The sequence below is a fragment of the Nocardia concava NBRC 100430 genome, from assembly GCF_000308815.1.
Taxonomy (GTDB): Bacteria; Actinomycetota; Actinomycetes; order Mycobacteriales; family Mycobacteriaceae; genus Nocardia; species Nocardia concava.
In genome coordinates this window covers 15,139-37,464 of record NZ_BAFX01000054.1, presented here as the reverse complement: position 1 = coordinate 37,464, position 22,326 = coordinate 15,139, and the positions used below count along the sequence as shown (strand labels likewise).

19 protein-coding genes, 1 other RNA gene and 1 pseudogene are annotated in these 22,326 nt (G+C 68.1%); 4 read left to right on the top strand and 17 right to left on the bottom strand.

Translation table 11 applies throughout. The features are described from left to right. Positions 1-42: 42 nt before the first annotated feature. On the top strand, positions 43-960 hold the full coding sequence (locus ON43_RS11150) for a DUF4436 family protein (RefSeq protein ID WP_051178277.1): 918 nt from the start codon (positions 43-45) through the stop codon (positions 958-960). Here the strand turns inward: ON43_RS11150 and dgoD are convergent, their stop codons facing one another. The 8 genes from dgoD to ON43_RS11110 are packed head-to-tail and all read right to left on the bottom strand — an operon-like array spanning position 961 to position 9,114. Next, a complete protein-coding gene (gene dgoD, locus ON43_RS11145; protein WP_040806523.1) occupies positions 961-2,106 on the bottom strand; it encodes a galactonate dehydratase in 1,146 nt (381 codons plus the stop codon). Further along, positions 2,103-2,858 (bottom strand): SDR family NAD(P)-dependent oxidoreductase, encoded by a 756-nt coding sequence (locus ON43_RS11140; protein WP_083913320.1) that lies wholly within the window; start codon positions 2,856-2,858, stop codon positions 2,103-2,105. Before ON43_RS11140 ends, dgoD begins: the two co-directional genes overlap by 4 nt. 17 nt (positions 2,859-2,875) lie before the next feature. Continuing rightward, positions 2,876-3,832, bottom strand: coding sequence for a sugar kinase (locus ON43_RS11135; RefSeq protein WP_040806517.1), 957 nt, complete (start codon positions 3,830-3,832; stop codon positions 2,876-2,878). Beyond that, positions 3,829-4,470 carry a bifunctional 4-hydroxy-2-oxoglutarate aldolase/2-dehydro-3-deoxy-phosphogluconate aldolase gene (locus tag ON43_RS11130; protein WP_051178276.1) on the bottom strand — a complete coding sequence of 214 codons (642 nt, stop codon included), beginning with the start codon at positions 4,468-4,470 and terminating at the stop codon, positions 3,829-3,831. The genes ON43_RS11135 and ON43_RS11130 overlap by 4 nt, the downstream gene beginning before the upstream one ends. Continuing rightward, positions 4,460-5,452 (bottom strand): SMP-30/gluconolactonase/LRE family protein, encoded by a 993-nt coding sequence (locus tag ON43_RS11125; protein ID WP_040806516.1) that lies wholly within the window; start codon positions 5,450-5,452, stop codon positions 4,460-4,462. The genes ON43_RS11130 and ON43_RS11125 overlap by 11 nt, the downstream gene beginning before the upstream one ends. 19 nt (positions 5,453-5,471) lie before the next feature. Beyond that, positions 5,472-6,539, bottom strand: coding sequence for an ABC transporter permease (locus ON43_RS11120; protein WP_083913319.1), 1,068 nt, complete (start codon positions 6,537-6,539; stop codon positions 5,472-5,474). A gap of 23 nt (positions 6,540-6,562) precedes the next feature. Continuing rightward, positions 6,563-8,074 (bottom strand): sugar ABC transporter ATP-binding protein, encoded by a 1,512-nt coding sequence (locus ON43_RS11115; protein WP_040806513.1) that lies wholly within the window; start codon positions 8,072-8,074, stop codon positions 6,563-6,565. Next, the gene (locus ON43_RS11110; RefSeq protein WP_086007928.1) at positions 8,065-9,114 is read right to left on the bottom strand and encodes a substrate-binding domain-containing protein; all 1,050 of its coding nucleotides are present in this window, start codon (positions 9,112-9,114) and stop codon (positions 8,065-8,067) included. Before ON43_RS11110 ends, ON43_RS11115 begins: the two co-directional genes overlap by 10 nt. Before the next feature lie 156 nt (positions 9,115-9,270). On the opposite strand from ON43_RS11110, the gene ON43_RS11105 reads away from it, so the two are divergent. Beyond that, positions 9,271-10,506 carry an ROK family protein gene (locus ON43_RS11105; protein WP_083913325.1) on the top strand — a complete coding sequence of 412 codons (1,236 nt, stop codon included), beginning with the start codon at positions 9,271-9,273 and terminating at the stop codon, positions 10,504-10,506. Positions 10,507-10,621: 115 nt separating this feature from the next. Then, entirely contained in the window at positions 10,622-12,133 is a 1,512-nt protein-coding gene (locus ON43_RS11100) for a DUF4246 domain-containing protein (RefSeq protein WP_083913318.1), read from the top strand. A 14-nt stretch (positions 12,134-12,147) separates the two neighbouring features. Here the strand turns inward: ON43_RS11100 and ON43_RS11095 are convergent, their stop codons facing one another. The 5 genes and pseudogenes from ON43_RS11095 to rnpB all read right to left on the bottom strand — a co-directional run bounded on the left by ON43_RS11095 (position 12,148) and on the right by rnpB (position 16,643). After that, positions 12,148-12,588, bottom strand: a complete 441-nt coding sequence (locus ON43_RS11095) for a VOC family protein (protein ID WP_040806511.1) — start codon at positions 12,586-12,588, stop codon at positions 12,148-12,150. A gap of 7 nt (positions 12,589-12,595) precedes the next feature. After that, positions 12,596-14,080, bottom strand: coding sequence for an RNB domain-containing ribonuclease (locus tag ON43_RS11090; protein WP_040806510.1), 1,485 nt, complete (start codon positions 14,078-14,080; stop codon positions 12,596-12,598). A 15-nt stretch (positions 14,081-14,095) separates the two neighbouring features. Continuing rightward, positions 14,096-14,365: a hypothetical protein gene (locus ON43_RS11085; RefSeq protein WP_245568542.1), complete on the bottom strand. Its 270-nt coding sequence runs from the start codon at positions 14,363-14,365 to the stop codon at positions 14,096-14,098. A gap of 801 nt (positions 14,366-15,166) precedes the next feature. Beyond that, positions 15,167-15,940: pseudogene (locus tag ON43_RS11080) on the bottom strand (SPFH domain-containing protein); the annotation flags it as partial. Positions 15,941-16,211: 271 nt separating this feature from the next. Next, an RNA gene (gene rnpB / locus ON43_RS42380) (RNase P RNA component class A) lies at positions 16,212-16,643 on the bottom strand. Between the two features lie 30 nt (positions 16,644-16,673). Here rnpB and ON43_RS11075 point away from each other — a divergent pair. Next, the gene (locus tag ON43_RS11075; protein WP_040806508.1) at positions 16,674-17,561 is read left to right on the top strand and encodes an alpha/beta hydrolase; all 888 of its coding nucleotides are present in this window, start codon (positions 16,674-16,676) and stop codon (positions 17,559-17,561) included. A 91-nt stretch (positions 17,562-17,652) separates the two neighbouring features. On the opposite strand, the gene ON43_RS11070 is transcribed toward ON43_RS11075, so the two are convergent. The 4 genes from ON43_RS11070 to cobC form a co-directional block, all read right to left on the bottom strand. Next, complete coding sequence (locus tag ON43_RS11070) at positions 17,653-18,945, bottom strand: bifunctional RNase H/acid phosphatase (protein ID WP_373283437.1); 1,293 nt, start codon at positions 18,943-18,945, stop codon at positions 17,653-17,655. Between the two features lie 172 nt (positions 18,946-19,117). After that, the gene (locus ON43_RS11065) at positions 19,118-19,855 is read right to left on the bottom strand and encodes a zinc ribbon domain-containing protein (protein ID WP_040806504.1); all 738 of its coding nucleotides are present in this window, start codon (positions 19,853-19,855) and stop codon (positions 19,118-19,120) included. 165 nt (positions 19,856-20,020) lie between these two features. Next, positions 20,021-21,154 (bottom strand): Nif3-like dinuclear metal center hexameric protein, encoded by a 1,134-nt coding sequence (locus ON43_RS11060; protein WP_040806562.1) that lies wholly within the window; start codon positions 21,152-21,154, stop codon positions 20,021-20,023. Positions 21,155-21,248: 94 nt separating this feature from the next. Further along, positions 21,249-22,298: an Rv2231c family histidinol phosphate aminotransferase CobC gene (gene cobC / locus ON43_RS11055; RefSeq protein ID WP_051178275.1), complete on the bottom strand. Its 1,050-nt coding sequence runs from the start codon at positions 22,296-22,298 to the stop codon at positions 21,249-21,251. Between the last annotated feature and the right edge of the window lie 28 nt (positions 22,299-22,326).

The window sequence follows — 22,326 nt, the reverse complement described above, 5'->3', positions numbered from 1 at the left end:
TTCCTGATCGATCGTTGATGTCCGCGCCGATAGGTTCGCCGCGTGCAACACGGAATTCAGCAGAAACGCCGCGGCCCGCTGTGGCTGGTCGCGATCGCGGCGGCGCTCATCGTGGGCCTGGTGCTCGCGCTGTCCACCTACGAGGTCGGCCGCACCCGGGCGGAGGCCTCGCATCCCTTCGGCAATACCGCGGTCAAGGATCGGGTGGATCTGGGCATCTGGGTCGGCAAGATCGATCCCACCACCCAGACCGCCACGGTCGAGGTGCTGGCCACTCCGCGCGGCGCGCTGGCCGACAAGAACGGCCATTTCGCCTCCGACGCGCTGCTCTACACCTCGGCGCTCAAGGCCGATCCGATCAAAATCAAGGCGGGCGAACCGATCTCGGCCGCCGAGGTGAAGGTGGTGGTGGAGGGCACGCTCACCGACTACCCGTTCGACGCCTATGACGCGGTGCTGGCCTTCGACGTGTTCAGCGGCGACAAGCGGCTGCCGACCGCGGCCACGGTGGCCAGCGGCGACACCCTCTTCGCGGTGAGCGAGGCGCCGGAATCCAATTCCGACGAGGGTATCGACCTCGGGCTGCACGCCAGCCGGTCCATCCCGACGCTGGTGTTCGCGATCTTCATCATGGTTCTGATGCTGGGTCTGTCGCTGGCCGCCGCGATCGCCTGCTATTACGTGTTGTCGGGCAGGCGCGGTCTGATGTTCCCGGCCGTATCCATGATGGGCGCATTGCTTTTCGCGCTGGTGCCGTTGCGTAACGCGGTGCCGGGCGGCGCGCCGATCGGGTCGATCATCGATTTCACGTCTTTCTTCATTGCGGAGGGGATCATTTCGGCGGCGCTGGTCGGGACCGTGGTGGTCGGCTATCGCGTCGAAATGGCGAAGGAGCGTGCCGAGCAGGAGGCCGCGGCGCGGCCGACGAATCAGTTCCCGGTATTTGCGCCGGGGCGGTGATCACCATTCGGCGAGCGAGCCGTCCTTGCGGTGCCAGATCGGGTTGCGCCAGCGGTGGCCGGTCTCGGCGGCGCGGGCCACGGCTCGCTCGTCGACGCGAATGCCCAGGCCCGGTTCGTGGAGCGGGCCGACGTGGCCGTCGCGGTAGTCGAAAACCGTTGGGTCGATGAGATAGTCGAGCAGATCCGAGCCGGTGTTGTAGTGGATGCCCAGGCTCTGTTCCTGGATCAGCAGATTCGGGGTGGCGAAGCCGACCTGCAAGCTAGCGGCGAGCGCGATCGGGCCGAGGGGGCAGTGCGGAGCCAGGGCGACGTCGCGGGCCTCGGCGAGGGCGGCGATGCGGCGGACCTCGGAGATGCCGCCCGCGTGCGAGAGGTCCGGTTGGACGACGGCCACACCGCTTTCCAGGACCGGGAGGAAGTCCCAGCGCGAGAACAGGCGCTCACCGGTGGCGATGGGAATGCTTGTGGCGCTGGTGATCTCACTCAGGCGTGCACCAGCTTCCGGCACCAGCGGTTCCTCGACGAAGAACGGCAGGTACGGCTCGAGCAACGGCAGCACGCGCCGGGCCATGGCGACGGACAGGCGGCCGTGGAAGTCGACGGCGATATCGAACTCGTCGCCGGTCGCCTCCCGCACCGCCGCCACCCGGTCGACGATGTCGAGGGTCGCGCGCGCGGTGTCGATGGGCTCCAGTTCCGCCGAGGCGTTCATCTTGATCGCGGTGAAGCCCTGGTTCTTTCGCTCCTTCGCGGCGGCGGCCACGTCGTCGGGGCGGTCGCCACCGATCCAGCTGTAGACACGGACCCGGTCGCGCACGGCACCGCCGAGCAGCTGCCAGACCGGGACGCCGAGGGCCTTGCCGGTGATGTCCCACAACGCCTGGTCGATGCCCGCGACCGCGCTCGACAGGATCGGGCCGCCGCGATAGAAGCCGCCCTTGGTGAGGGTCTGCCAGTGCGCCTCGATGCTCATCGGGTCCTTGCCGATCAGATAATCGGCAAGTTCTTCGACGGCGGCGGCGACGGTGTGGGCGCGGCCCTCGATCACGGGTTCGCCCCAGCCGGTGACGCCCTCATCGGTGTCGATGCGCAGGAAGCACCAGCGGGGCGCGACCAGATACGTGGTGAGTGCGGTGATTTTCACCGGGATTCCTTTCGCACGCTCCAGCCGCCGTCGACGACCAGGTTCGCGCCGGTAATGAAAGAGGCGTCATCGGAGGCGAGGAAGGCGATGGCCGACGCCACCTCTTCGGGGTCGCCCAATCGATCCAGAACTGTTGCGCGAGCGGACAATCGGCGGCCTTCGGCGTCGACGTCGTCCCAGACCGGGGTGAGGATGGGGCCGGGCAGGACGGCATTCACGCGGATCCGATCCTGTCCGTACTCGACCGCCAGCTGGCGCACCAGGGCGGTCAGCCCGCCTTTTGCGGCCGCGTAGACCGGGTATCCGGGCAGCCCGAACTGGGCGTGCACGCTGGACACGGCGACGACATTGCCTCGGCGGGAACGCAAGTCGTCGATGAAGGCGCGCAGGCCCAGGAACAGCGGCGTGAGGTTGACCGCCAGGCCGTCGTCCCACTGGCGTCTGCTCAGCTCGTGCGCCGGAATGATTTCCTGGTGAGAAGCATTGCTGCACAGGAAGTCCAAGGGCCCGAAGCGCTCGTTGACCCGCGCCCGGAGCCCGTCCCACGATTCCTCCAGCGTCACATCGCACCGCTGGAATTCCGCTTGGGCACCCGTCGCCCTGATCTTCTCCGCCACCTCCTCTCCCCCGGCCTCATCGATATCGGCGATGACCACCGCCGCACCTTCGGCCGCCAGTCGCAACGCCGTGGCCGCCCCGATTCCCGAGGCCGCCCCGGTCACCACCGCGACCCTGTCCACCAGCCGACTCATCCTCTTCCCCTTCGTCCTCATCGCTGAACATCGGCTCCGTCGAGCAACCCGAGCTCGTGCCGATACGGCAAACCCGCCCAATCCCCGGACACTGATACGGCGAACGCGCCGCAGATCGCGGCCAATCGCAAACGCTCCGAAACGGATTCGCCGTCGAGCAGGCCCGCGAGGTAACCGGCGACGAACGCGTCTCCGGCTCCGATCGGGTCGATTGCGGTCACCGAGAGCGCGGGCTGCCGCAACAGCTCGCCGTCGGCCCAGGCCACGGCACCCTCGGCGCCGAGCTTGAGCACCACCTGCGAAGGGCGCAGGGCGGCAAGCGATTCGGCCACCGCCGCTACGTCCTCGGATACGGAATCACTCCGCAGCAGCAGGGCCGCCTCGTCCAAACCCGCGAAGACCAGGTCGGCGCGCAACACCAGTTTCGACAGCTCGGCGGCAGCCTCGGCCGGAGACCACAGGGCGCTGCGATAGTTGACGTCCAGCGATACCGGGACGCCCGCATCGCTCGCGATCCCGACGGCCAGATCGACCGCGGCCCGAGCCGAATCACTCAGGGCGGGTGTGATTCCGGTGATGTGCAGTACGCCCGCCGCCGCGATCCGCGCGGCATCGATCTGATCCACCGCCAGCCGCGAACCTGCCAAGCCACGCCGGTAATAGGTGACGCGTGTGCGATCGGCCGTTCGGCGCTCGCGCAGCATCAGCCCGGTAGGCAGCTCCGGGTCGACCCGACAGGACGAAACGTCCACCCGCTCTCCCCGCAACCGGTCGAAGACCATGCGTCCCACCGCATCCCCGCCCAGGCTGCCGATCCACGCACTCTCGTGCCCGAGCCTGCGCACGCCCACCGCGACGGTCGCCTCCGCGCCCGCGAAATCCATCCGCATCGCCGCCCTGGGCGCCAACGGCCCGGCCTCGGTGGCCGCCACCACCCCGAGCGCCTCCCCGAGCGTTACCAGTCCGCCCCTCATGACAGCTGGTCCCGCACGAGGAGGGCCCGCTCCCGCAGCGCCTCGAGATCCCCACCGACACAGGCATCCCCGACCAGCGGTGACCCCATCCCCAGCGCCTTGGCCCCCGCATCCAGATACGCGCGAGCCTCCCCGAGCCCCACCCCGCCGGTGGGCACCAGCGGAATATCCGGCAGCGGCGCACGAACGGCCTTGATGTACTCCGGCCCGCCGATCGCCGCCGGAAACACCTTCACCATGCTGCTGCCCAAGGTCCACGCCCGATGAATCTCCGTGGGCGTCAACGCCCCCGAGATAACCGGCACCCCCAGCCGCCTCCCCTCGGCGATCACTTCGTCGATGACCGCCGGCGTGATCAGATACGCGGCACCCGCCTCCACAGCGAGCTCCGCATCCTTGGCAGTCAATACAGTCCCGGCCCCCACCGAATGCGCGAACCCGGCACACTCCCGTATGGCATCCAGCGCCCCGGCCGAGTTGAGCGTGAATTCCACCGCGGTAATGCCGCATTCGTGCAGCACGCGAGTCACCTCGGGGAACCTGTCCGCCGTCGGCGCACGCAGAATGGCGATCACCGGAACCTCAGGATTCAACGGATCAATGGAGACCTGTACGTCCTCAGGAGAATCAGCGGGCATCGGCAATCACCACCTTCTCATCGGCAAAGAGCGTCGCGGGTAGCCCGATAGCCCCTGGCACACAGGCGAAGAGACGCCCCGCATTCGGTTCACGAGCCGCCTCGCCTTCAGCAGCGGTCGTGATCACCAGAACGTCGAGATTCGGCCCCGCAAACGTGCAACTCGACACCTGCGACGGACCGACGTCGATGGTCGCGTGCAACTGCCCGGAGGGCGTGAACGCGCGCACCTGCCCCGCACCCCACACCGCGACCCATACCCGTCCCTCGGAATCGACGGTCAGACCGTCGGGCTCGCCGTCCTCGAAGTGGGCGAACGGGCGCCCGGCGCTGAAGGTTCCGGTCTCGAGGTCATAGTCGAAGGCATCGACGCGATGGGTTGGGCTGTCGGCGTAATAGAGCGTGCGACCGTCCGGGCTCCAACCGAGCCCATTGGAAATGGTGACGCCCGTACGCAGGGTGGTCAGTGTGCCGTCCGGATCGAGGCGGTAGAGCTCAGCGCTGCCGGCCCCGTCCGTCGTCTCGGCCATGGTGCCCGCCAGCAACCGCCCGCGCGGATCCACCTTGGCGTCATTGAAACGCCGGTACACACCGTCGTCCGGCAGCGCCACGGTCGCGAGGGCGGCGAGATCGGCGCCGCTGCCGTTACCGCCGGTGCCGTCGATGCGGAAGATGGTGTCCCCCATCGTCGCCAGCAGCGCGCCCGAGGCGCATGGCAGGACCGCGCTGACCGGTGGGGTGAGGCTGATCGTGCCGCGGTGCAGGAGGTCGGGGGTGCCGTGGGTGAGGGTTGCGGGATCGGTCCGGTCGACGGAACCGGCGGTCGATCGGGTGCGAGCGGGGGTGGCGGTGAGGGTGGCGCGGTGGATTTGGCCGGCGCGGATGTCCACCCAGAGGAGTTCTTGGGTTTGGGGGTTCCAGACTGGGCCTTCGCTCAGTTGGCCGGGCGGCGGGGCGCAGACGTGTGCCTTGAGGGGGTGCATGGTGAGCTCCGGGCGGCGGTTAAGTGGGGAGGCCTACGGCGCGTTCGCCGCTGCGGCGTTGTTGGATCACTACGGCGGCCACGAGGAGGGAGCCCTGGGCCACGTTCTGCCAGAAGGTGTTGACGCCGACCACGTTCAGGCCGTTGTCGAGGGCGCCGAGGAGGATGACCGCCAGGAGGGTGCCGCCGACGGTGCCCTTGCCGCCCTTGAGGGCGCAGCCGCCCAGCGCCGCGGCGGTGATCGCCTTGAGTTCGAGGCCTTCGCTGCCGGAGACGGGCTGGCCGGAGCCGGTGCGGGCGGTGAGGATGATGCCCGCGATGGCGGCCACCACGCCCGCCAGCATATAGACGGCGATCAGGTACTTATTGATGTTGATGCCGGAAAGGCGTGCGGCCGTGTCGTTCCCGCCGATGGCGTAGATGTTGCGGCCGATATCGGTGTACTTCAGCAGTACGTGGACACCCAAGGCGACCAGGGCGAGGACGACCACGGGCACCGGGAGGCCGAGGATCTTGCCGCGCGCCAGGAAGATGAACACGTCGTTGTCGAGGACGAAGCCCTGCGCCTTGCCGCCCGAAATCAGCTGGGCCAGGCCCTTGTACGCGGCCAGGGTGGCCAGCGTGGCGATCACGGGATTGACCCGGCCGTAGACGATGATCACGCCGTTGACCAGGCCCAGCACCAGCCCGACGCCGACCGCGGCGAGAATGCCGACGAAGGCGTTGCCCGATGCCGAGGTGAACGCCATGGCGCTGATCACCGATGCGACACCGGCTTGCGAGCCGACCGAGATGTCCAGCGCGCCACAGATGATCACCACGGTCTGCACGACGGCGAGCAGTCCGAAAACCGTTACCGCGTCACCGATTCCGGCGATATTGCGGGGGTCGAGGTAGCCGTCGTTGAGCCAGGCGAAGATGGCCACGATCACCACCAGCGCGCCGATCAGGCTGAGATTGCCGGTGCCGACGGCCCGGATCACCTTGCGCGGGGTCAGTGCCGTCACACCGCTCAGATAGCGGGCGAATGCCGGGGGCGGCGCGGAAACCGCTGCCTCCGAGCTGATTTCGATTCTTTGGTCGGTCATGGGATTCCTCAATGAGACAGCGCTCAGGCGCGCTGCGCGGTCAGGTCGTCGGCCATGGCCAGGGCGAGGATCGCCTCCTCGCTGGCGTCGGCGCGGTCCAGTTCGCCGGTGACGCGGCCCTGCTGCATGACGACGATGCGGTCGGCCAGGCCGAGGACTTCGGGCAGTTCCGAGGAGATCACCAGCACCGCCACCCCGGACTCGGCCAATTCCTCGATGACGTGGTAGATCTCGATCTTCGCGCCGACATCGACGCCGCGCGTGGGCTCGTCGAGAATGAGCACGGTCGGCTTGCGGGCCAGCCAGCGCGCCAGCACCACCTTCTGCTGATTGCCGCCGGAGAGCTTGCGCACCTCCTGCTCGATGGAAGGCGTTCGCACCCGCAGGGATTCGACGTACTGCAAGGCCAGCTTCCGTTCCGCGCCGCGGCGCACGAACCTCCAGCGCCGCAGCCGATCCAGCATGGCGAGCGAGATATTGTCGCGCACACCGCGATGCAGCAGCAGCGCCTGTGCCTTGCGTTCCTCCGGCGCGTAACCCATTCCGGCGCGCACCGCGTCGCGCGGCTGGCGCAACCGCACCCGCTTGCGGTCCACCCGCACCTCGCCGGAGCGGATCGGCAGATCGCCCGCGAGCGCGCCCGCCAGCTCGGAGCGGCCCGCGCCGACCAGTCCGGCCAGCGCCACCACCTCGCCCGCGTGCACGCGCAGACTCACGTCACGAACATCGTCGGTCGTGACGTGGTCCACTTCGAGCAGCACCCGCCCGAGCTCGGAATGCTTGCGCGCGAACACCGTCGAGAGATCGCGGCCGACCATCATGCGGACGATCTCCTGATCGTCGGTGTCGGCGGTGTCGCGCACGCCGACCAGCGCGCCGTCGCGCAGCACGGCGACGCGATCGGCCAGCTGGAAGATCTCGCGCATCCGGTGGGACACGTAGATCACCGCGAGCCCGCGATCGCGCAGCCGCCCGATCAGCGCGAACAGCGATTCGGTCTCGTGATCCGACAGCGACGAGGTCGGCTCGTCGAACGCGATGACCTTCGCATCGGTGGTCAGCGCCCGCATGATCTCCACCAACTGCCGTTGCGCCGCGGTCAATTTCGACCCGATCGTGTCCGGATCCAGATCCCGGTCGAAGCCGAGCCGGACCAGATCCGCCCGCACCCGCTCCCGCAGCGCCGCACGATCCAGCATGCGACCCGCACGCCGCGGCAGCGCACCGAGGTACACGTTCTCGGCCACCGACACGTGCGGCACGATCTCCGGTTCCTGCGCGATCACCCGGATCCCCGCCGCCCGGGCATCCGCGGGACTCGCGAATTCCAGTGCCGCACCGTCGAGTTCGATGCGGCCGCCGTCGGGCCGATGGTCACCGCCGAGGATCTTGATGAGCGTGGATTTCCCCGCGCCGTTCTCCCCCATGAGCGCGGTCACCATTCCGGCTGGGAAGTCCAGGCTCACCTCGCGCAGCGCGGGCACGCCCGCGAAACCCTTGGTGAGCCCGGAGACCCGCAGTCCCGTCAACTGCACGTGACGCCCGCCTGCTGCCAGTTGCTCGCGTCCACCATCTTGGTGGGGGCGAATGCCTCGGTGGGCATGGACTTTCCGTTCTTCAGGAAGTCGTACATGGTCTGCACGGCCAGCGCGCCGACGTCCTTGCCATTGATGAACAGCGCCGCCTTGAAGCCGGTCGGCTTGCCGCCGCGCCATTCCTTGCAGGCCAGGTACGCGCCGAGGCCGACGCCGAGCACATTGTCGGCCGCGTAGCCGGCGTTCTGGATGGCCGCGACGCCGCCGCTGACGTTCTCGTCATTGCAGCCCATGACGATCCAGTTCTTCACCGACCGATTGCCCGCGACCGTCGCGGAGATCTTGTTCTGCGCATCCGACGGCGTGTTGTCGGTGCCGACCTCGATCACCTTCACGTCCGCGCCCGAAGCCTCCTTGAACGCCTTCTGATTCGCCTTCACCCGGTCGGTGCACACCGTGACGTCCTGCTTCCAGGCGTCGACGATGGCGGTCTCCTCCGGCTTCCAGCCCAGCTTCTTGAAGTCCTGCCCGGCGCGGGTGCCGACCTCGGTTCCCATTTGGGTGCCGCTGAATCCGACGCGCGGCACCAGATTGTCCTTGGCGCATGAGGACGGGTCCGGACCGTTGGTGCAGACCTGATCGTCGGAGGTGAGCAGGGCCAGGCCGCCCGACTTGGCGAGCGTCGCCACCTGCGGGCCGACCGAGGGATCCGGGACGACCACGATGACGCCATTGGCCTTCTGGTTCACCGCGTTCTGCACCTCGGTGACCGCCTTGTTGGCGTCATTACCGAGGTTGACCACCTTCAGGTCGACGCCGAGCTCCTTGGCCTTGGCCTTGGCTCCGTCGGCCTCACCGATGAAGTACTCCTGATCGCCCTGCTTCTGGGCGTAGACGAGGCTGACCGTGCCCGATTCATGCTGTGGGCCAGCATTGTTCGAGCCGGAATCCTTGCCCGACGAGCAGGCCGTCGCGGCCAGCGCGACAGCGGCTCCGCATATCAGCGCGCTGGTCCATCGGCGTCGGTGGGTCCAGGACATGAGCACTCCTAGGTGATCTGCCACACAGTAGGCATTCGGTAGTGATGCCGGTTACAGTAGGACTTCTTATAACTGTTGTAAATACTGTTGGCAGAAGTCATCTCGCGGAGGGCTCCGGTATCTTCGCGGCAACGGATGGAAGGAGTGGGCGGGGCCGTGTACCAGCTGACCGCGCGGGATATCAGGCGCCGCAACAGATTCTGCGTGCTGCAGGCGGTGTACGCGGCGGCTGGTCATACCAGTCGCCAGGAGATTGCCGCAGCGACCGGACTGTCGTTCGCGACGGTCGGCAATATGATCGCCGAGCTACTCGAGGTGGGTGTGCTCGCCGAACTCGGCTACGAGGCGGCCGGGATCGGTCGGCCGCGTGCCCAGCTCGCCATCAATCCGGAGCGCGGGCGGCTGATCGGCGTCGATATCGCCGAAACCAGTATCCACGTGGACGTTTTCGATCTCACCATGACGGTGCTGCGGTCCAGCGAGATCCCGGTCGATCCCGCGGCAACCACGCCCGATGACATCGTGGAGTTGATCGTGCGCGGTATCGACGAGGTGATCGCGGGCGATGCCGAAAAGGTGCTGGGCATCGGCCTCAGCGTCCCCGGCCTGGTCGAGCCCGAGACCGGAAAGTCGGTCTTCTCACCGTATTGGCACTGGCACGACGTCCCTTTGAAAACCCTGCTCGAACAACGCCTGCCCCACCCGCTCTACCTGGACAATCCGCTGAAAGCCAGTACGGCGGCCCAACTCTGGTTCGGCGCGGGCCGCGACGTCGACGACCTGATCGTCGTCACCCTCCGCGCCGGCGTCGGCATCGGCGTCGTCATCGACGGCATGCTCTACCGCGGCGTCACCAACAGCGCCGGCGAATGGGGCCACACCAACCTCGTCCTCGACGGCCGCCCCTGCTCCTGCGGCCGCAACGGCTGCGTAGAGGCCTACGTCAGCGCCCCCGGCATCACCGCCACCCTCCGCGAATTCGACCCCACCAGCACACTTCTGGCAGACGACGACGCCACCACCATCGCCGCCATCGCCGCGGCCGCCGCCCACGGCGACCAGGTGGCCACCGCCGTAATCGAAAAAACCGGCCACTATCTCGGCGTAGCCATAGCCAACCTGGTCAACCTCTTCAACCCCCGCCGCATGGTCTTCGGCGACCACGTAGCCCGCCAACTAGGCGCCCCCCTCCTCGATTCCACCCGCCGCTCCGCCTCCCACCACGCCATGTCCGCCCCCTTCTCCGCCGTAACCCTCGAACTGGACACCCTCCCCCACAACCCCTCCAGCCTGGGCGCCGCCACCTTCGCCCTCGAGGGCTTCCTAGCCGACCGAGAAACCTTCACCTCCGTCTCCACCCGCCGAGCCCGCCGCACCGACACCCCCGCCTGACCCCCGCTTTCTGTCGGTGTCCCCCAATAGAATTGCGGTAGTTCCAGGATCTGTTCGAGCGGGACACGGCGATGAGAGTTTCTGTGAGATACGCGAACTGCCGCTTTGAGAAGGAATGATTTATTTGACTGCGTTTCCTCTGCCTTTTCTTGCTGCTCATCGGGTGCCGGTTGCGCCGGTGCGGACGTTGCGGGAGTTGGAGATGATGCGGCTGAGTGGTGAGATTCGGACGAAGGCGCGGTGGGTCGAGAAGATGCGGGATGGGGAGGTCGTCGCCCGGTGGACTCGGGAGGCGGGTGAGCAGGGGCTGACCGAGGCTCAGATTCGTTATGTGCTGGCGGAATTGGAGTATTACGCCTCGCTGCGGGATGCGGGGACGGGGATCGAGGTGGCGGCCGTGGACGGGGTGTGGCAGTCGGACAGCTTGATCGAGGAGGAGTTGAGGGGTCGGCTGCGGGAGGCGGTTCGGGGGTTGGAGGAGGTGCCCGAGGGCGAGCGGGATTGGCATCCGGGGTCGGAGGGGCGGGTGTTGGATTTGGTGCATCCGTCGCTGTTCTGCCTTGTGCGCGGGGTCAGCGGGATCGACGATTCGGCCTGGCCGCAGGCGGGCAAAGACGATGCGCGGTATGCGGTTTCGGAGAAGTTCCAGTGGCTGCCCACCGATGTCGAGGTCGACGCCGACGGCAATGCCGCTTTCCTTTCCTACGTAAACAACGTCCACCCCGAGATCCACCGCGACCTGGAAGCTCTCCTCCCGCTGCTCTTCACCCGTATGCGGCCGCTGTTCGAGAACGTACTCACCGATCTGCGCCACCCACGCCCCCTGCGAATCACGCCCGATCCCTACTCCTGGTACGTCGACGAGCCGCAGGAGCCCACCGACGAGGACGGCGATGAGGATGAAGAAGCCGCCCAGGCGGCCCAGGACGCCTACGAGGAAGCCCTCGACGACTGGTGGGAGAACCGCCGACCCGTGGTCCCCGACGCCCCCGACTTCACTCCGCCGCCCGGTCCCGACGACTCCACCCGCGTCGACCTCCGCGCCCGACCTCTCCAGGTGATCGTCAAACTGGCCAACATCCACCTCACCCCCGACAACCCCGAATATCCGGGCGGCAGCTGGCATGTCGAGGGAATGATGAACGAACGCATCGTGTCCACCGCGATCTACTACTGGGACACCGACAACATCACCGACAGCCAACTGAGTTTCCGCGCCGCCATCGACGACCCCGACTACGAACAGAACGACAGCACCGGCATGCGGGACGTCTACGGGATATCAGACGAGGACCCCTTGAACCAGGTACTGGGTTCGGTCCGAACCTCCGCGGGCCGCTGCCTCGCCTTCCCGAATATCCTCCAGCACCGCGTCTCCCCCTTCCGCCTGGCCGACCCGACGCGTCCGGGCCATCGAAAGATCCTGGCCTTCTTCCTGATCGACCCGTCGGTGAGAATCCCCTCCACCTCCGACATCCCACCCCAGCAGCCCTGGTCCCCCGCCTCCACCATGACCCTCGACCAGGCCAAATCCTTCCGCGAAGAACTGATGCACGAACGCAAGTTCTTCATCACCGAACACAACGAAGCCCTCTACGAACGCGAATTCTCCCTCTGCGAGCACTGATTGCGGGCGGGCCCTCAGCTGAGCTGTTCCGCAAGGCCGACGATGATGTCTTCCGGGCCGCGCAGGTAACAGAGGCGGAAGAGGTGCTCGTATTGCTCGACCTCGCCGACCAATTCGGCGCCGTGGGAACGCAGACGCGCGATGGTGTCGTCGATGTCGTCGACGGCGAACATGATTCGGCGGAGGCCGAGGGTGTTCACCGGGGCGGGCGCGGGGTCCGGCCGGATCGGCTTGGGGTTGTGGAACATCGCCAGTTCGATCTTGCCGTGCCCGTCCGGGGTGCGGAGCATGGCGATCTCCTGGCGGACGTCGTCGAGGGCGATGATGCGTTCCACCCAGGCGCCCTCGGCGGGGCTCCGTCCTTCCAGTTCCATGCCCAGTTCGACGAAGAAGGCGATGACCGCGTCGAGGTCCTCGACCACGATGAGGACGTTGTCCATTCGCTGAATCGCCATGACTCCCCTACTGCTGCTCCGGCGGATAGCTGAAAGTGACTGTACGGGTGGCGGGGTCGGAGACATCGAGGCGGACCTTGACGTGCTGGCCCTCGGGCGGGCCACCCGTGCATTTGGCCAGGACCGGCGGGGTGTCGATGAAGATCTCGGCCGGGCGGGTGCCATTGGCCTCGCGCAGGACGACCGCGTCGAAGTCGGTGCCCACGCGCGGGGACAGGATGGTGGCCTCGGTGAGGTCCACGCAGGCGCGTTCCACCTTGCCGGCGAGGGCGTCGGTGCGGCGCATGGTGTCGACCACGGGGACGAGGCCGTCGCGAACCCATTGCGGGACTTCGGTGTTCGCGCAGTGGGCCAGGCAGATCTCGGTGGCGTAGCGGTCGGCCAGGCGGCGCAGCGGCGCGGTGACGTGCGCGTAGGGAGCGCCGATCGCGCTGTGCTGCAAGGTATCCGGCGCCTGGCCGTCGAGGATGGTGTAGGAGGCGCCGCGCAGCAGGCCGGTCGCCTCGGACATGAGGACCAGTGCGGCAGGTGTGTTGCAGTCCAGCGCCGCGAGCATGCGGCCCGCGGATTCATCGGCGGGCCACGTCACGCCGACAGCCGTGGCGGTGCGGCGCATGGACTCGATGGCGGCGGGTGCGGGCGGCGGCATGGTGCGCAGCAAACCCACATGCGCGGGATTCTCGCCGCCGTGCGCATGGTTGCCGGAGCCGTTCGAGTTATTGCCATCGAGCATGATTCGGGCCGCGCACATGCCGGTCAGCAGGGAGACCTGTTCATTCCAATCGTCGGCTTCGGTGCGCGGTTCGATCGCCAATTGCCAATGATCGATACCCGTTTGCTCGTCGTCACGGATAACGGTCTGGGCGGGCAGACGCAAGGTGATCGCGCCACGTCGAATTCCGGCCTCGATGCGCAGGCGACCGAAGTCGGGCAGTGCCGCAATGGAGGGGTGCAGGCGACCGGCGTCGGTATCGGCCTGCACACCGGAGTAGTCGAGTCGGGCGCGGGAGCGGACCAGGGCGCGGGTCACCGAGTAGCGCAGCGGCACCGCGTTCGCATCGCATTCGATGGTCCACAGCGCGGCGGGCCGATCCACGTCGGGCAGCAGGCTCGCACGGTCCTCGGACAGCACCGGCGGGTGCAGCGGGACCGTGCCGTCGGGAAAGTAGAAGGTCTGGCCGCGGGCCAGGGATTCGCGGGCCAGCGCGCTGTCGGGGACGACGAGGGCGGCCACATCGGCGATGGCGTAGTAGAGGAGGAATCCACTCTCGGTGCGCGTCAGGCACAAGGCCTGATCCAGATCCATGGCGCCCGGGGGATCGATGGTGACCAGCGGAATCTCACGCCGGTCGACTCGGGCACCCGCGAACGCGTCCGCCGCGTCGCGGGCTTCCGAGACGGCCTCGGAGGGATAGTCCGAGGCCAATCCGAATTCGGTTCGGACAGCGCCGAAGTCCACCGGCGCCGAGACGATCCGCTGATGCAGTTCCACCGCGAAAGGCTAGCCCTACTGGAGGGCCAGCATGGTTCCGTTCAGCTCGTTGAACGGACCGTACACGGTGAACACCACCCGGCCATCCGGATACTGCGACGACAACGCCGCCGCCGAATCCAGCGCTTCACCGAAGGAAGCGGCCGAGGGGTGCGGCAGGCCCGCGATGACCTGACCGAAATGGTTCTGAGCCACCCAAGCGGTATCCGCCGGAGTGAGATCCACCTGCACCCCACCCGGCAGCGGGGTCACCGCGACCGCGGAGGCGGACCCGGAACCCAGCACAACCGAAACGGAAGCGGCAGCGGCAAGAAGCGCACCCACTGCCAGTTTGCGAGCAATTCGCATTTAGACGAGACCTGCTTTCCGACGTTTGTTGAGCCCTTCGCCCGTTGCGGACCGCAACGGAACTTTCCAACGCGCAACACTTTATGACGTCGATCACGTTCGGTGCCAGTTCGGAGCAGATAACCCGCTCGACACGCCGAGCCGCGCCGATACACGCAAGGTGGCGCGCCGCAATTCTCATCCAACCGCGGGGTCTACGCACGGGTAGGACGAGCGGTGTCTGTCACGCCGCTCGTCCGCCCCGGTCTCGTTCCTACTCGCCGCGCAAGCCGCCCGGGAACTTGGCGCTGAAGAACTTGAATCCGTACGCGATCGCGAACAGGACCACGATCGCCGCCGGCTGAACCAGACCCGCCATGACTTTCTTCCTCATCTTCAATCCGCCGGTCGCGCCCGGGCCCGGTGCCCGCGCCGCGCCGACTCCTAGCCCGCGCCGAGCTCTCCCGACGCGTTCGTCTTTCGTTGCGCCCCTTGCGTCCCGGCCGCAGTCGGGTTCTCGGGCGCGGTGAGCGCATCGCGCTTGCCGGAATCCGGCAGCGCCTGCTCGCCGCCGCGCCGCTCCAGTTCGGCGAGCGCCTCCTGGATGGCGGGCTGTGCCAGAGTCGCCATGAGTTCATGGACGGCCTTGGGGTCGAGGGTGGCGGGCTGATCCGGCATCGCGGCCTGCCCGGTCAGCGCGGCCGGCTCGGAACTCGCAGCGTCACCGGAATTCGCGGGCTGCCCGAAGGTCGTCTGCCCGGCCTGCGGATGGTTGCCGCCGCGCTCCAGGAATCTGAGCAGCTCCACCGGGAACGGCAGCACCAGCGTCGAATTCTTCTCCGCCGCAACCTGAACCACAGTCTCGAGGAATCGCAGCTGCAATGCCGCCGGGGCCTCGGACATATTCGCCGCCGCCTGAGCCAGTTTCGCCGAGGCCTGCAGTTCGCCCTCGGCGGAGATGACGCGCGCCCGCCGCTCCCGCTCGGCCTCGGCCTGGCGAGACATGGAGCGCTTCAACGCATCCGGCAGCGCCACATCCTTGATCTCCACGCGATCGATGTGCACGCCCCAGTTCAACGCCGGGCTGTCGATCATCAATTCGAGGCCCTTGTTGAGCTGCTCGCGATTCGACAGCAGATCATCGAGTTCGCTCTTACCGATGATGGACCGCAACGAAGTCTGCGCCACCTGCGCCACCGCGAACAGATAATCCTGCACCTCGATGATGGCCCGCACCGGATCGACGACCCGGAAGTACACCACGGCATCCACTCGAACGGTGACGTTGTCCCGCGTGATCCCCTCCTGCGCCGGCACCGGCATGGTGACCACCCGCATGGACACCTTCTGCATCTTGTCCACCCCCGGGATCAGCACCCGCATCCCCGGCTCCCGCACCGCCCGCACTCTCCCGAGCCGCAAAACCACCCCGCGCTCGTACTGGGCGACCACCCGAACCCCCGAAGCCAGCGCCACCCCGGCGATCACGACAATCGCCGCCAGCCAGCCGATCAACAGATACAGAACATCCATTGTTCACTCCGCGAAAGTATTTCCGCGCCACCGGAAATCCGATGGTGTAGCTCCATCATGCACCCGAAAGATCGCCCCTGCGGCGAGATAACAACCCCGCAACATCGATTAGCGCGACGGGCCACGTCGCAGAGCTTTGGGGGTTCATGGCTTGCCCCGTGCCACGCCCCTTGGGTTTCAGGGGCTTGCCCCTGTGCCCCCTCCCCATTGGGGTTTCAGGGGCTCGCCCCTGAGAGTTTCGAGAGTTGAGCAACTCTCCAGGCGTACTGGGCGGACGAGTCGGTCTGTAAGCCGGATCCTGTCCCCGGCGTCGAAACGCGGGGTGGCGACCATCCATCTGGACACACCGTTGCCGGGTGCCTCGAGCGGTCCACCCGCAGGCTCGGGCGAGCAGCCCTCGGACACCTGCGCAGTCGCACTCTCACGAGTCCGACCTTCGACCTTGCTCCGGGCGGGGTTTACCTAGCCGCACCGGTCACCCGGCGCGCTGGTGCGCTCTTACCGCACCGTTTCACCCTTACCGGCGGTGCACTTCTCGCGAAGTGCGGCCCACCGGCGGTTTGTTTTCTGTGGCACTGTCCCGCGGGTCACCCCGGGTTGCCGTTAACAACCGCCCTGCTCTCCGGAGTCCGGACTTTCCTCGGCGACGGGCTGCGGCACATCCGTGCCCCGTTCCCTTCGCCGCGGCCGCCCGACCGACTCGTCCGCGGCCACCAGGGTACGGTAATGGGCCATGGAGCGTGTCGAGGTGGGGTTCCCTTCGGGTGGCGAGCAGTGTGCCGCATGGCTGTATCTCCCGGATGGACCGCCCAAGCCGCGCCCGCTGGTGGTCATGGGTCACGGGCTGGGGGCGGACCGGGAAATGGGATTGGATCGCTATGCCCGGCGGTTCGCGTCGGCCGGGATGGCGGCGCTGGCCTTCGATTACCGGCATTTCGGGGCCAGCGGCGGTGAGCCGCGACAGGTGATCAATATCGCCAAGCAGCGCGAGGACTGGCATTCCGCGATCGCGTTCGCGCGCACCATTCGCGGTATCGATGCCACGCGGATCGCGTTGTGGGGCAGTTCCTTCGGCGGCGGCCATGTACTGGCGGTCGCGCCCGACGACCATTACATCGCGGCGGTGGTGGCGCAGTGCCCGTTCACCAGCGGCCGCGCCTCCGCCCTGGCGAAGGGGCCGCTGAGCCTGTTCAAGACCGGCACCATCGCGGTCACCGACCAGTTGCTGGGTCCGATCATCCGCCGTCCGATCAATGCCCGGCTGGCTGGCAAGAAGCACTCCTCCGCCCTCATGAGCGCCGCCGACGTCCCCGCCGGATTCGGACGGCTGGCCGAGGAGAGCACCCAGTACCGGCCGAAGGTGGCCGCGCGCGTCGGGCTGTCGACGCTGTTCGACAATCCGGTCCGGCATGTCAAGGACATCAAAGCGCCTGTGCTGTACGCGATCTGCGACAACGACACGGTGGCCCCGGCCGGCCCGACTTTGAAGGCCGCCGAGCGCACCAAGCACGCCACGGTGAAGCGCTACCCGATCGGGCACTTCGACATCTACTTCGACGACTGGTTCGAGAAGGCCGTCTACGACCAGACCGAATTCCTGATGGCGACGCTGCGCCCCTGACAGCCCGCCCGTCATTCCGGCGTGCTTTTGGCCGGAATCCACCCTGTGGCAGTGGATCCCGGCCAAAAGCACGCCGGGATGACGAGGTCGCTCAGAGGTAGGAGGTGTCGTTCACCAGGCGCACCGAGGAGCCCCCGTCGGGGTAGAACTCCGCGATGGACAGCGCGGCGAGATCGAGGTGCAGCCGGTACAGCAGCGACGGACCCACGCCCAGCGCCAGTTGCAGCATCGTCTTGATCGGCGTCACATGGCTGACCACAAGCACATTCGCGCCCGGGTACAGCGCCACCAGGTCCCGGCGCACGGCCTCGACGCGCTCCCGCACCTGATCGAAGCTCTCGCCGCCGGGTGCGGGCACCGACGGGTCACCCAGCCAGCGCGCGTGCAGTTCGGGATCCTGCTCGCGGGCCTCCAGGAAGGTCATCCCTTCCCACGCACCGAAATCCGTCTCGATCAGGCCGTCCAGTACCCGCACCGGCAGCCCCAGCGCCTTGCCCGCCGCCTCGGCGGTCTCCTTCGCCCGGCCTAGCGGCGAACACACGATGGCCTGGATACCGCCCTTGGCCGCAAGCATTTTCGCGGCCTTCGCGGCCTGCTCACGCCCGAGTTCGGTGAGCGCCGGGTTACCCCGCCCCGAATAGCGGCGCTGCACAGAAAGTTCCGTCTGCCCGTGCCGTAGCAGTAGCAACCGAGTCGGCCGCCCCACCGCCCCGGTCCACCCGGGCGCGGCCGAAACGGTCTCGGCCGCAGCGGCTTCGGTCGGCTCGATCGCCTCGTCGGATTCGGCCGGGCTCTCACCGGACCCGGGCAGCTCCTCGACGGACCCGGGCTCCTCGACGGATCCGGTCAGCTCCACCTCCATCGCCGCGATCTCCGGCGCCAGCACACCGCGCAGGTCGGGCGTGCCGGTCGATCCGGCCAACTCCGCCTCCATCGCCGCGGTCTCCGCCGCGAGCGCGTCGCGCACCTCGGCCACCGTGCCCGCGTCATCCATGGCCTCGTTGGCGAGCTTGTCCGCGTGCTTGTTCTCCTTGCGCGGAATCCAGGTGAAGCTCACCCGATCGAATCCGGCCACCAGCCGCCGCGCCCGATCGGCGAGCGGAATCATGCTCTCGTGCTTGACCTTCCAGCGCCCGGACATCTGCTCCACCACCAGCTTGGAGTCCATCCGCACCGCGACCTCGCGCGCCCCCAGCTCGGCCGCCGCCTCCAACCCCGCGATCAAACCACGGTATTCGGCGACATTGTTGGTGGTGACCCCAAGATACTCACGCCGCTCCGCCAGCACCCGCACATGGTCGGCGTCATAAACCACCGCACCGTATCCGGCCGGCCCCGGATTCCCCCGGGAGCCACCGTCAGCCTCGACGATCACCATGTCCACCAACGCTGTTCACCTTCCGTGTTCATCCGGAACGCCGCTCGTAGCCCGGCCGTCGCCGCGGCATGGCCAAACGCCAGCCTTATCGTGCACCACGGCCGCACGGCCGCCGTATCGGCCCGCCGCGGCCACCCTTTTCGGCCCGCCGGGTCCGCTCTGTCTGCCCGCCGTGCGGTCAGAGCCCGGAGTGCTTGGTGCGCACCAGGATCGCGCTGCATTCCGGGCAGCGCACGACCACGTCGGGGGCGGTCTGGGTGATGCGGGAGATCTCGCCGCGGTCCAGTTCGATGCGGCAGGCGCCGCAGCGGCGGGCCTGCAGCAACGCCGCGCCGACGCCGTACTGGGTGCGCTGCTTGTCGTAGGCGGCGAGCAGGTCGGCGGGGAAGGCGTTGGACAGGGCCTTGCGATCGGATTCGCAGCGCTGCTGGGCGACGGCCAGATCGGCCAGGGCCTCGTCGCGGCGGCGTTCGGCGTCGACCAGGTCGGCCTCGGCCTTGTCCAGGTTGGCGCCGGCGTGATCGTGGTCGGCGGCGGCGGCCTCGCGGCGCTCCATCACCTCGAGCAGATCATCCTCGAGCACCTTGCGGCGGCGTTCCAGGCTGCCCAGCTCGTGCTGCAGTTCGGAGAGCTGCTTGGCGCCGACCGAGCCGGAGGTGAGCATGCCGCGGTCGCGTTCCTCACGCTTGCGGACGGCCTCGATCTCGGATTCCAGCTTGCGGATGTCGCGGTCCAGATCGTCCATCTGGATCTCGACCTTCACCGCCGCGTCCTTGCGAGTGGTGCGCTCGCCCTCCAGCCGCGCCACCTCCTGCTGCTCGGGCAGCACCTTGCGGCGATGCTCGATCCGCGTCAGCTCGGCGTCGACGGCGGCGAGGTCGAGCAGCTTGGCCTGGATCGATGGTTCGGCATTCAACGCGAGGGTCTCCTGGACGCTATGGACGGTTCAAACTCTCGAGACTCGTCAGGGCAAGCCCTGGAACCCCTAGTGGCAGGGAGAGCACTCAAGACTCCCACCGTACCCGCATCGGCGGGCGCAATTTGCCAACGCGGCGTCGAGCTGGGCATTCGCTCGCGATGGTCAGTGGCCGTCGGCCGCGCCGAGGGTCCAGGGGTCGGTTCGCAGGGTGGAGACGCGGGTTTCGAGGCCGGGAAGTGCGGTGCGGACCACAATGTCGGCCTGGCCACACCAGGGGAACTCGGTGGCCCAGTGGGCGGCGTCGATGAGGGCCGGGCCACCCGCGCGGAGGTGTTCGTCGGCGGGGTGGTGGCGCAGGTCGGAGGTGACGTAGGCGTCGACACCTAGGCGGGAGACCTTGCCCAGGAAGGAATCTCCCGCGCCGCCGCAGACGGCGACGGTGCGGATGACGCGGTCGGGATCACCCGCGGCGCGGACGCCCCAGGTGGTGGTGGGGAGGGCGGCGCGGACGCGGGCGGTGAACGCGCGCAAGGATTCCGGGGCGGGGAGTTCGCCGACGCGGCCGATGCCCAGGGCCGAGGGCAGGGTCGCGCGTTCGGTGACGTGGTAGGCGGGTTCCTCGTAGGGGTGGGAGGCGCGCAGGGCGGCCAGGATCGCGGCGCGGCGGGAGGGCGGGGCGACTACTTCGAGGCGGTCCTCCGCGACCTCGTGCAGTTCACCGGGTGCGCCGAGGGCCGGGTTCGCGCCGTCGAGCGGGCGGAATTGGGAGGTGCCCGCGACCGTCCAGGCGGCGTCGGAGTAGTTCGCGCTGGTTCCGGCTCCGGCCGCGAACAGAGCGTCGAGGACCTCACCGCTGTGCGTGATCGGGACCGCCACTACCCACTTGTCCAGTGCGGTCAGGGGTTTCGGGTCCAGCGGGCCGGTGACGGTCAGTCCGATGGTGTGCGCCAGCGCATCCGAGACGCCGGGATCGGCGGAGTCGGCGTTGGTGTGTGCGGTGAACAAGGCGCAGCCGGAGCGGATGAGCCGGTGCAGCAGAGCGCCTTTCGGCGTGCTGGCCGCGACGGTATCCACGCCGCGCAGCAGCAACGGGTGGTGCACGATCAGCGCCTGCGCACCCCATTCGATGGCCTCGGTCACGACCGCCTCGGTGGCGTCGACCGCGAACAGCACCCGCGACACCTTCTCGTCGGGGTCACCGCATACGAGCCCGACCGAATCCCAGGATTCGGCCAGCTTGGGCGGGTACGCCGCATCCATCGCCGCGATGAGATCCGCCAACCGCACCGTCGTCACCACAACCCAACCTCCTCGCCTGAGTTACCAACTCTCGGAGCTCTCAGGGCGTTGCCCCTGAAACCCCAACCACGTCACAGCCGTCCAGACCGCGTCACAACCCGACCTCGCGCACCGCCTCGACGAGCCGATCAACCTCCGCCGCCGGACGCACCGCCACGCGCAGGAAGCCCGTCTCCAATCCGGGGAACGTATCACCGCGCCGCACCGCGATCCCCTTGTCGGCGAGCTTCTTTCGCAACAATTCGGCATCCGGCACCCGGATCAGCAGGAACGGCCCGTGAGCGGGCTCGTGCACCTCGATGCCGAGATCCCGCAGCCGCGGAATCATGGCCGCGCGATCGGCCGCGATGACCTCGGCCTTGCGCCGCGCCTCGGCGACGGCCGCCGGTTCACTCACCGCCGCAATGGCTTCCAGCTGCAACGTCCCCAACGGCCAGTGCGCGCGACCGTGATTCAGCCGCGCCAGCACCTCGGGCGCACCCAGCACATACCCGCACCGCAATCCGGCCAGCGCCCACGTCTTGGTGAGACTCCGGAACACCAGCACGTCCGGAAGACTCTCCCCCGCAAGCGATTCCGCCTCCCCAGGCACCGCATCCGCGAACGCCTCGTCCACCACCACGATCCGCCCCGGCCGCCGCAGCGCCCGAATGCTCTCGGCCCCATGCAGAACCGACGTCGGATTGGTGGGATTGCCCACCACCACCAGATCGGCCCGCTCGGGAATCCGAACCCCATCCAGCGTGTACGGCGGCTCCAGAATCACCCGCGTCACCGGCACCCTGCCCTCCCGCAACGCCAGCTCCGGCTCGGTGAAGGACGGATGGATCACCGCCGCCAGCTCCGACCCCAGCCGCGGCAGCATCGCGAACCCCTCCGCGACCCCCGCCAGCAACAGCACCTCGTCGATCGACCGCCCGTGCCGAGCCGCCACCGCCGCCCGCGCGGCCCGCACATCCGCTTCCCCCGGATACCGCCCGAGCTCCCCCAGCCGCCCCGCCAACCGCTCCCGCAACCACTCCGGCGGCGCACTCCCCTGAACGTTCACCGCGAAGTCGACCATCCCCGGCCGCGCCTCCACGTCCCCGTGATGCCGCAGCCTGGCATGGTCGAAACCCTCGAACCCGGTGTCATCCAGCACAGCCGTCCACCCTACGTGGCCGCCGCAC

Excerpts from the sequence above, each read along its gene's own strand:
- ON43_RS11140 (WP_083913320.1), bottom strand. The coding sequence starts at position 2,858 with ATGAGTCGGCTGGTGGACAGGGTCGCGGTGGTGACCGGGGCGGCCTCG.
- ON43_RS11135 (WP_040806517.1), bottom strand. The coding sequence starts at position 3,832 with ATGAGGGGCGGACTGGTAACGCTCGGGGAGGCGCTCGGGGTGGTGGCG.
- ON43_RS11130 (WP_051178276.1), bottom strand. The coding sequence starts at position 4,470 with ATGCCCGCTGATTCTCCTGAGGACGTACAGGTCTCCATTGATCCGTTG.
- ON43_RS11125 (WP_040806516.1), bottom strand. The coding sequence starts at position 5,452 with ATGCACCCCCTCAAGGCACACGTCTGCGCCCCGCCGCCCGGCCAACTG.
- ON43_RS11120 (WP_083913319.1), bottom strand. The coding sequence starts at position 6,539 with ATGACCGACCAAAGAATCGAAATCAGCTCGGAGGCAGCGGTTTCCGCG.
- ON43_RS11110 (WP_086007928.1), bottom strand. The coding sequence starts at position 9,114 with ATGTCCTGGACCCACCGACGCCGATGGACCAGCGCGCTGATATGCGGA.
- ON43_RS11100 (WP_083913318.1), top strand. The coding sequence starts at position 10,622 with ATGATTTATTTGACTGCGTTTCCTCTGCCTTTTCTTGCTGCTCATCGG.
- ON43_RS11095 (WP_040806511.1), bottom strand. The coding sequence starts at position 12,588 with ATGGCGATTCAGCGAATGGACAACGTCCTCATCGTGGTCGAGGACCTC.
- ON43_RS11075 (WP_040806508.1), top strand. The coding sequence starts at position 16,674 with ATGGAGCGTGTCGAGGTGGGGTTCCCTTCGGGTGGCGAGCAGTGTGCC.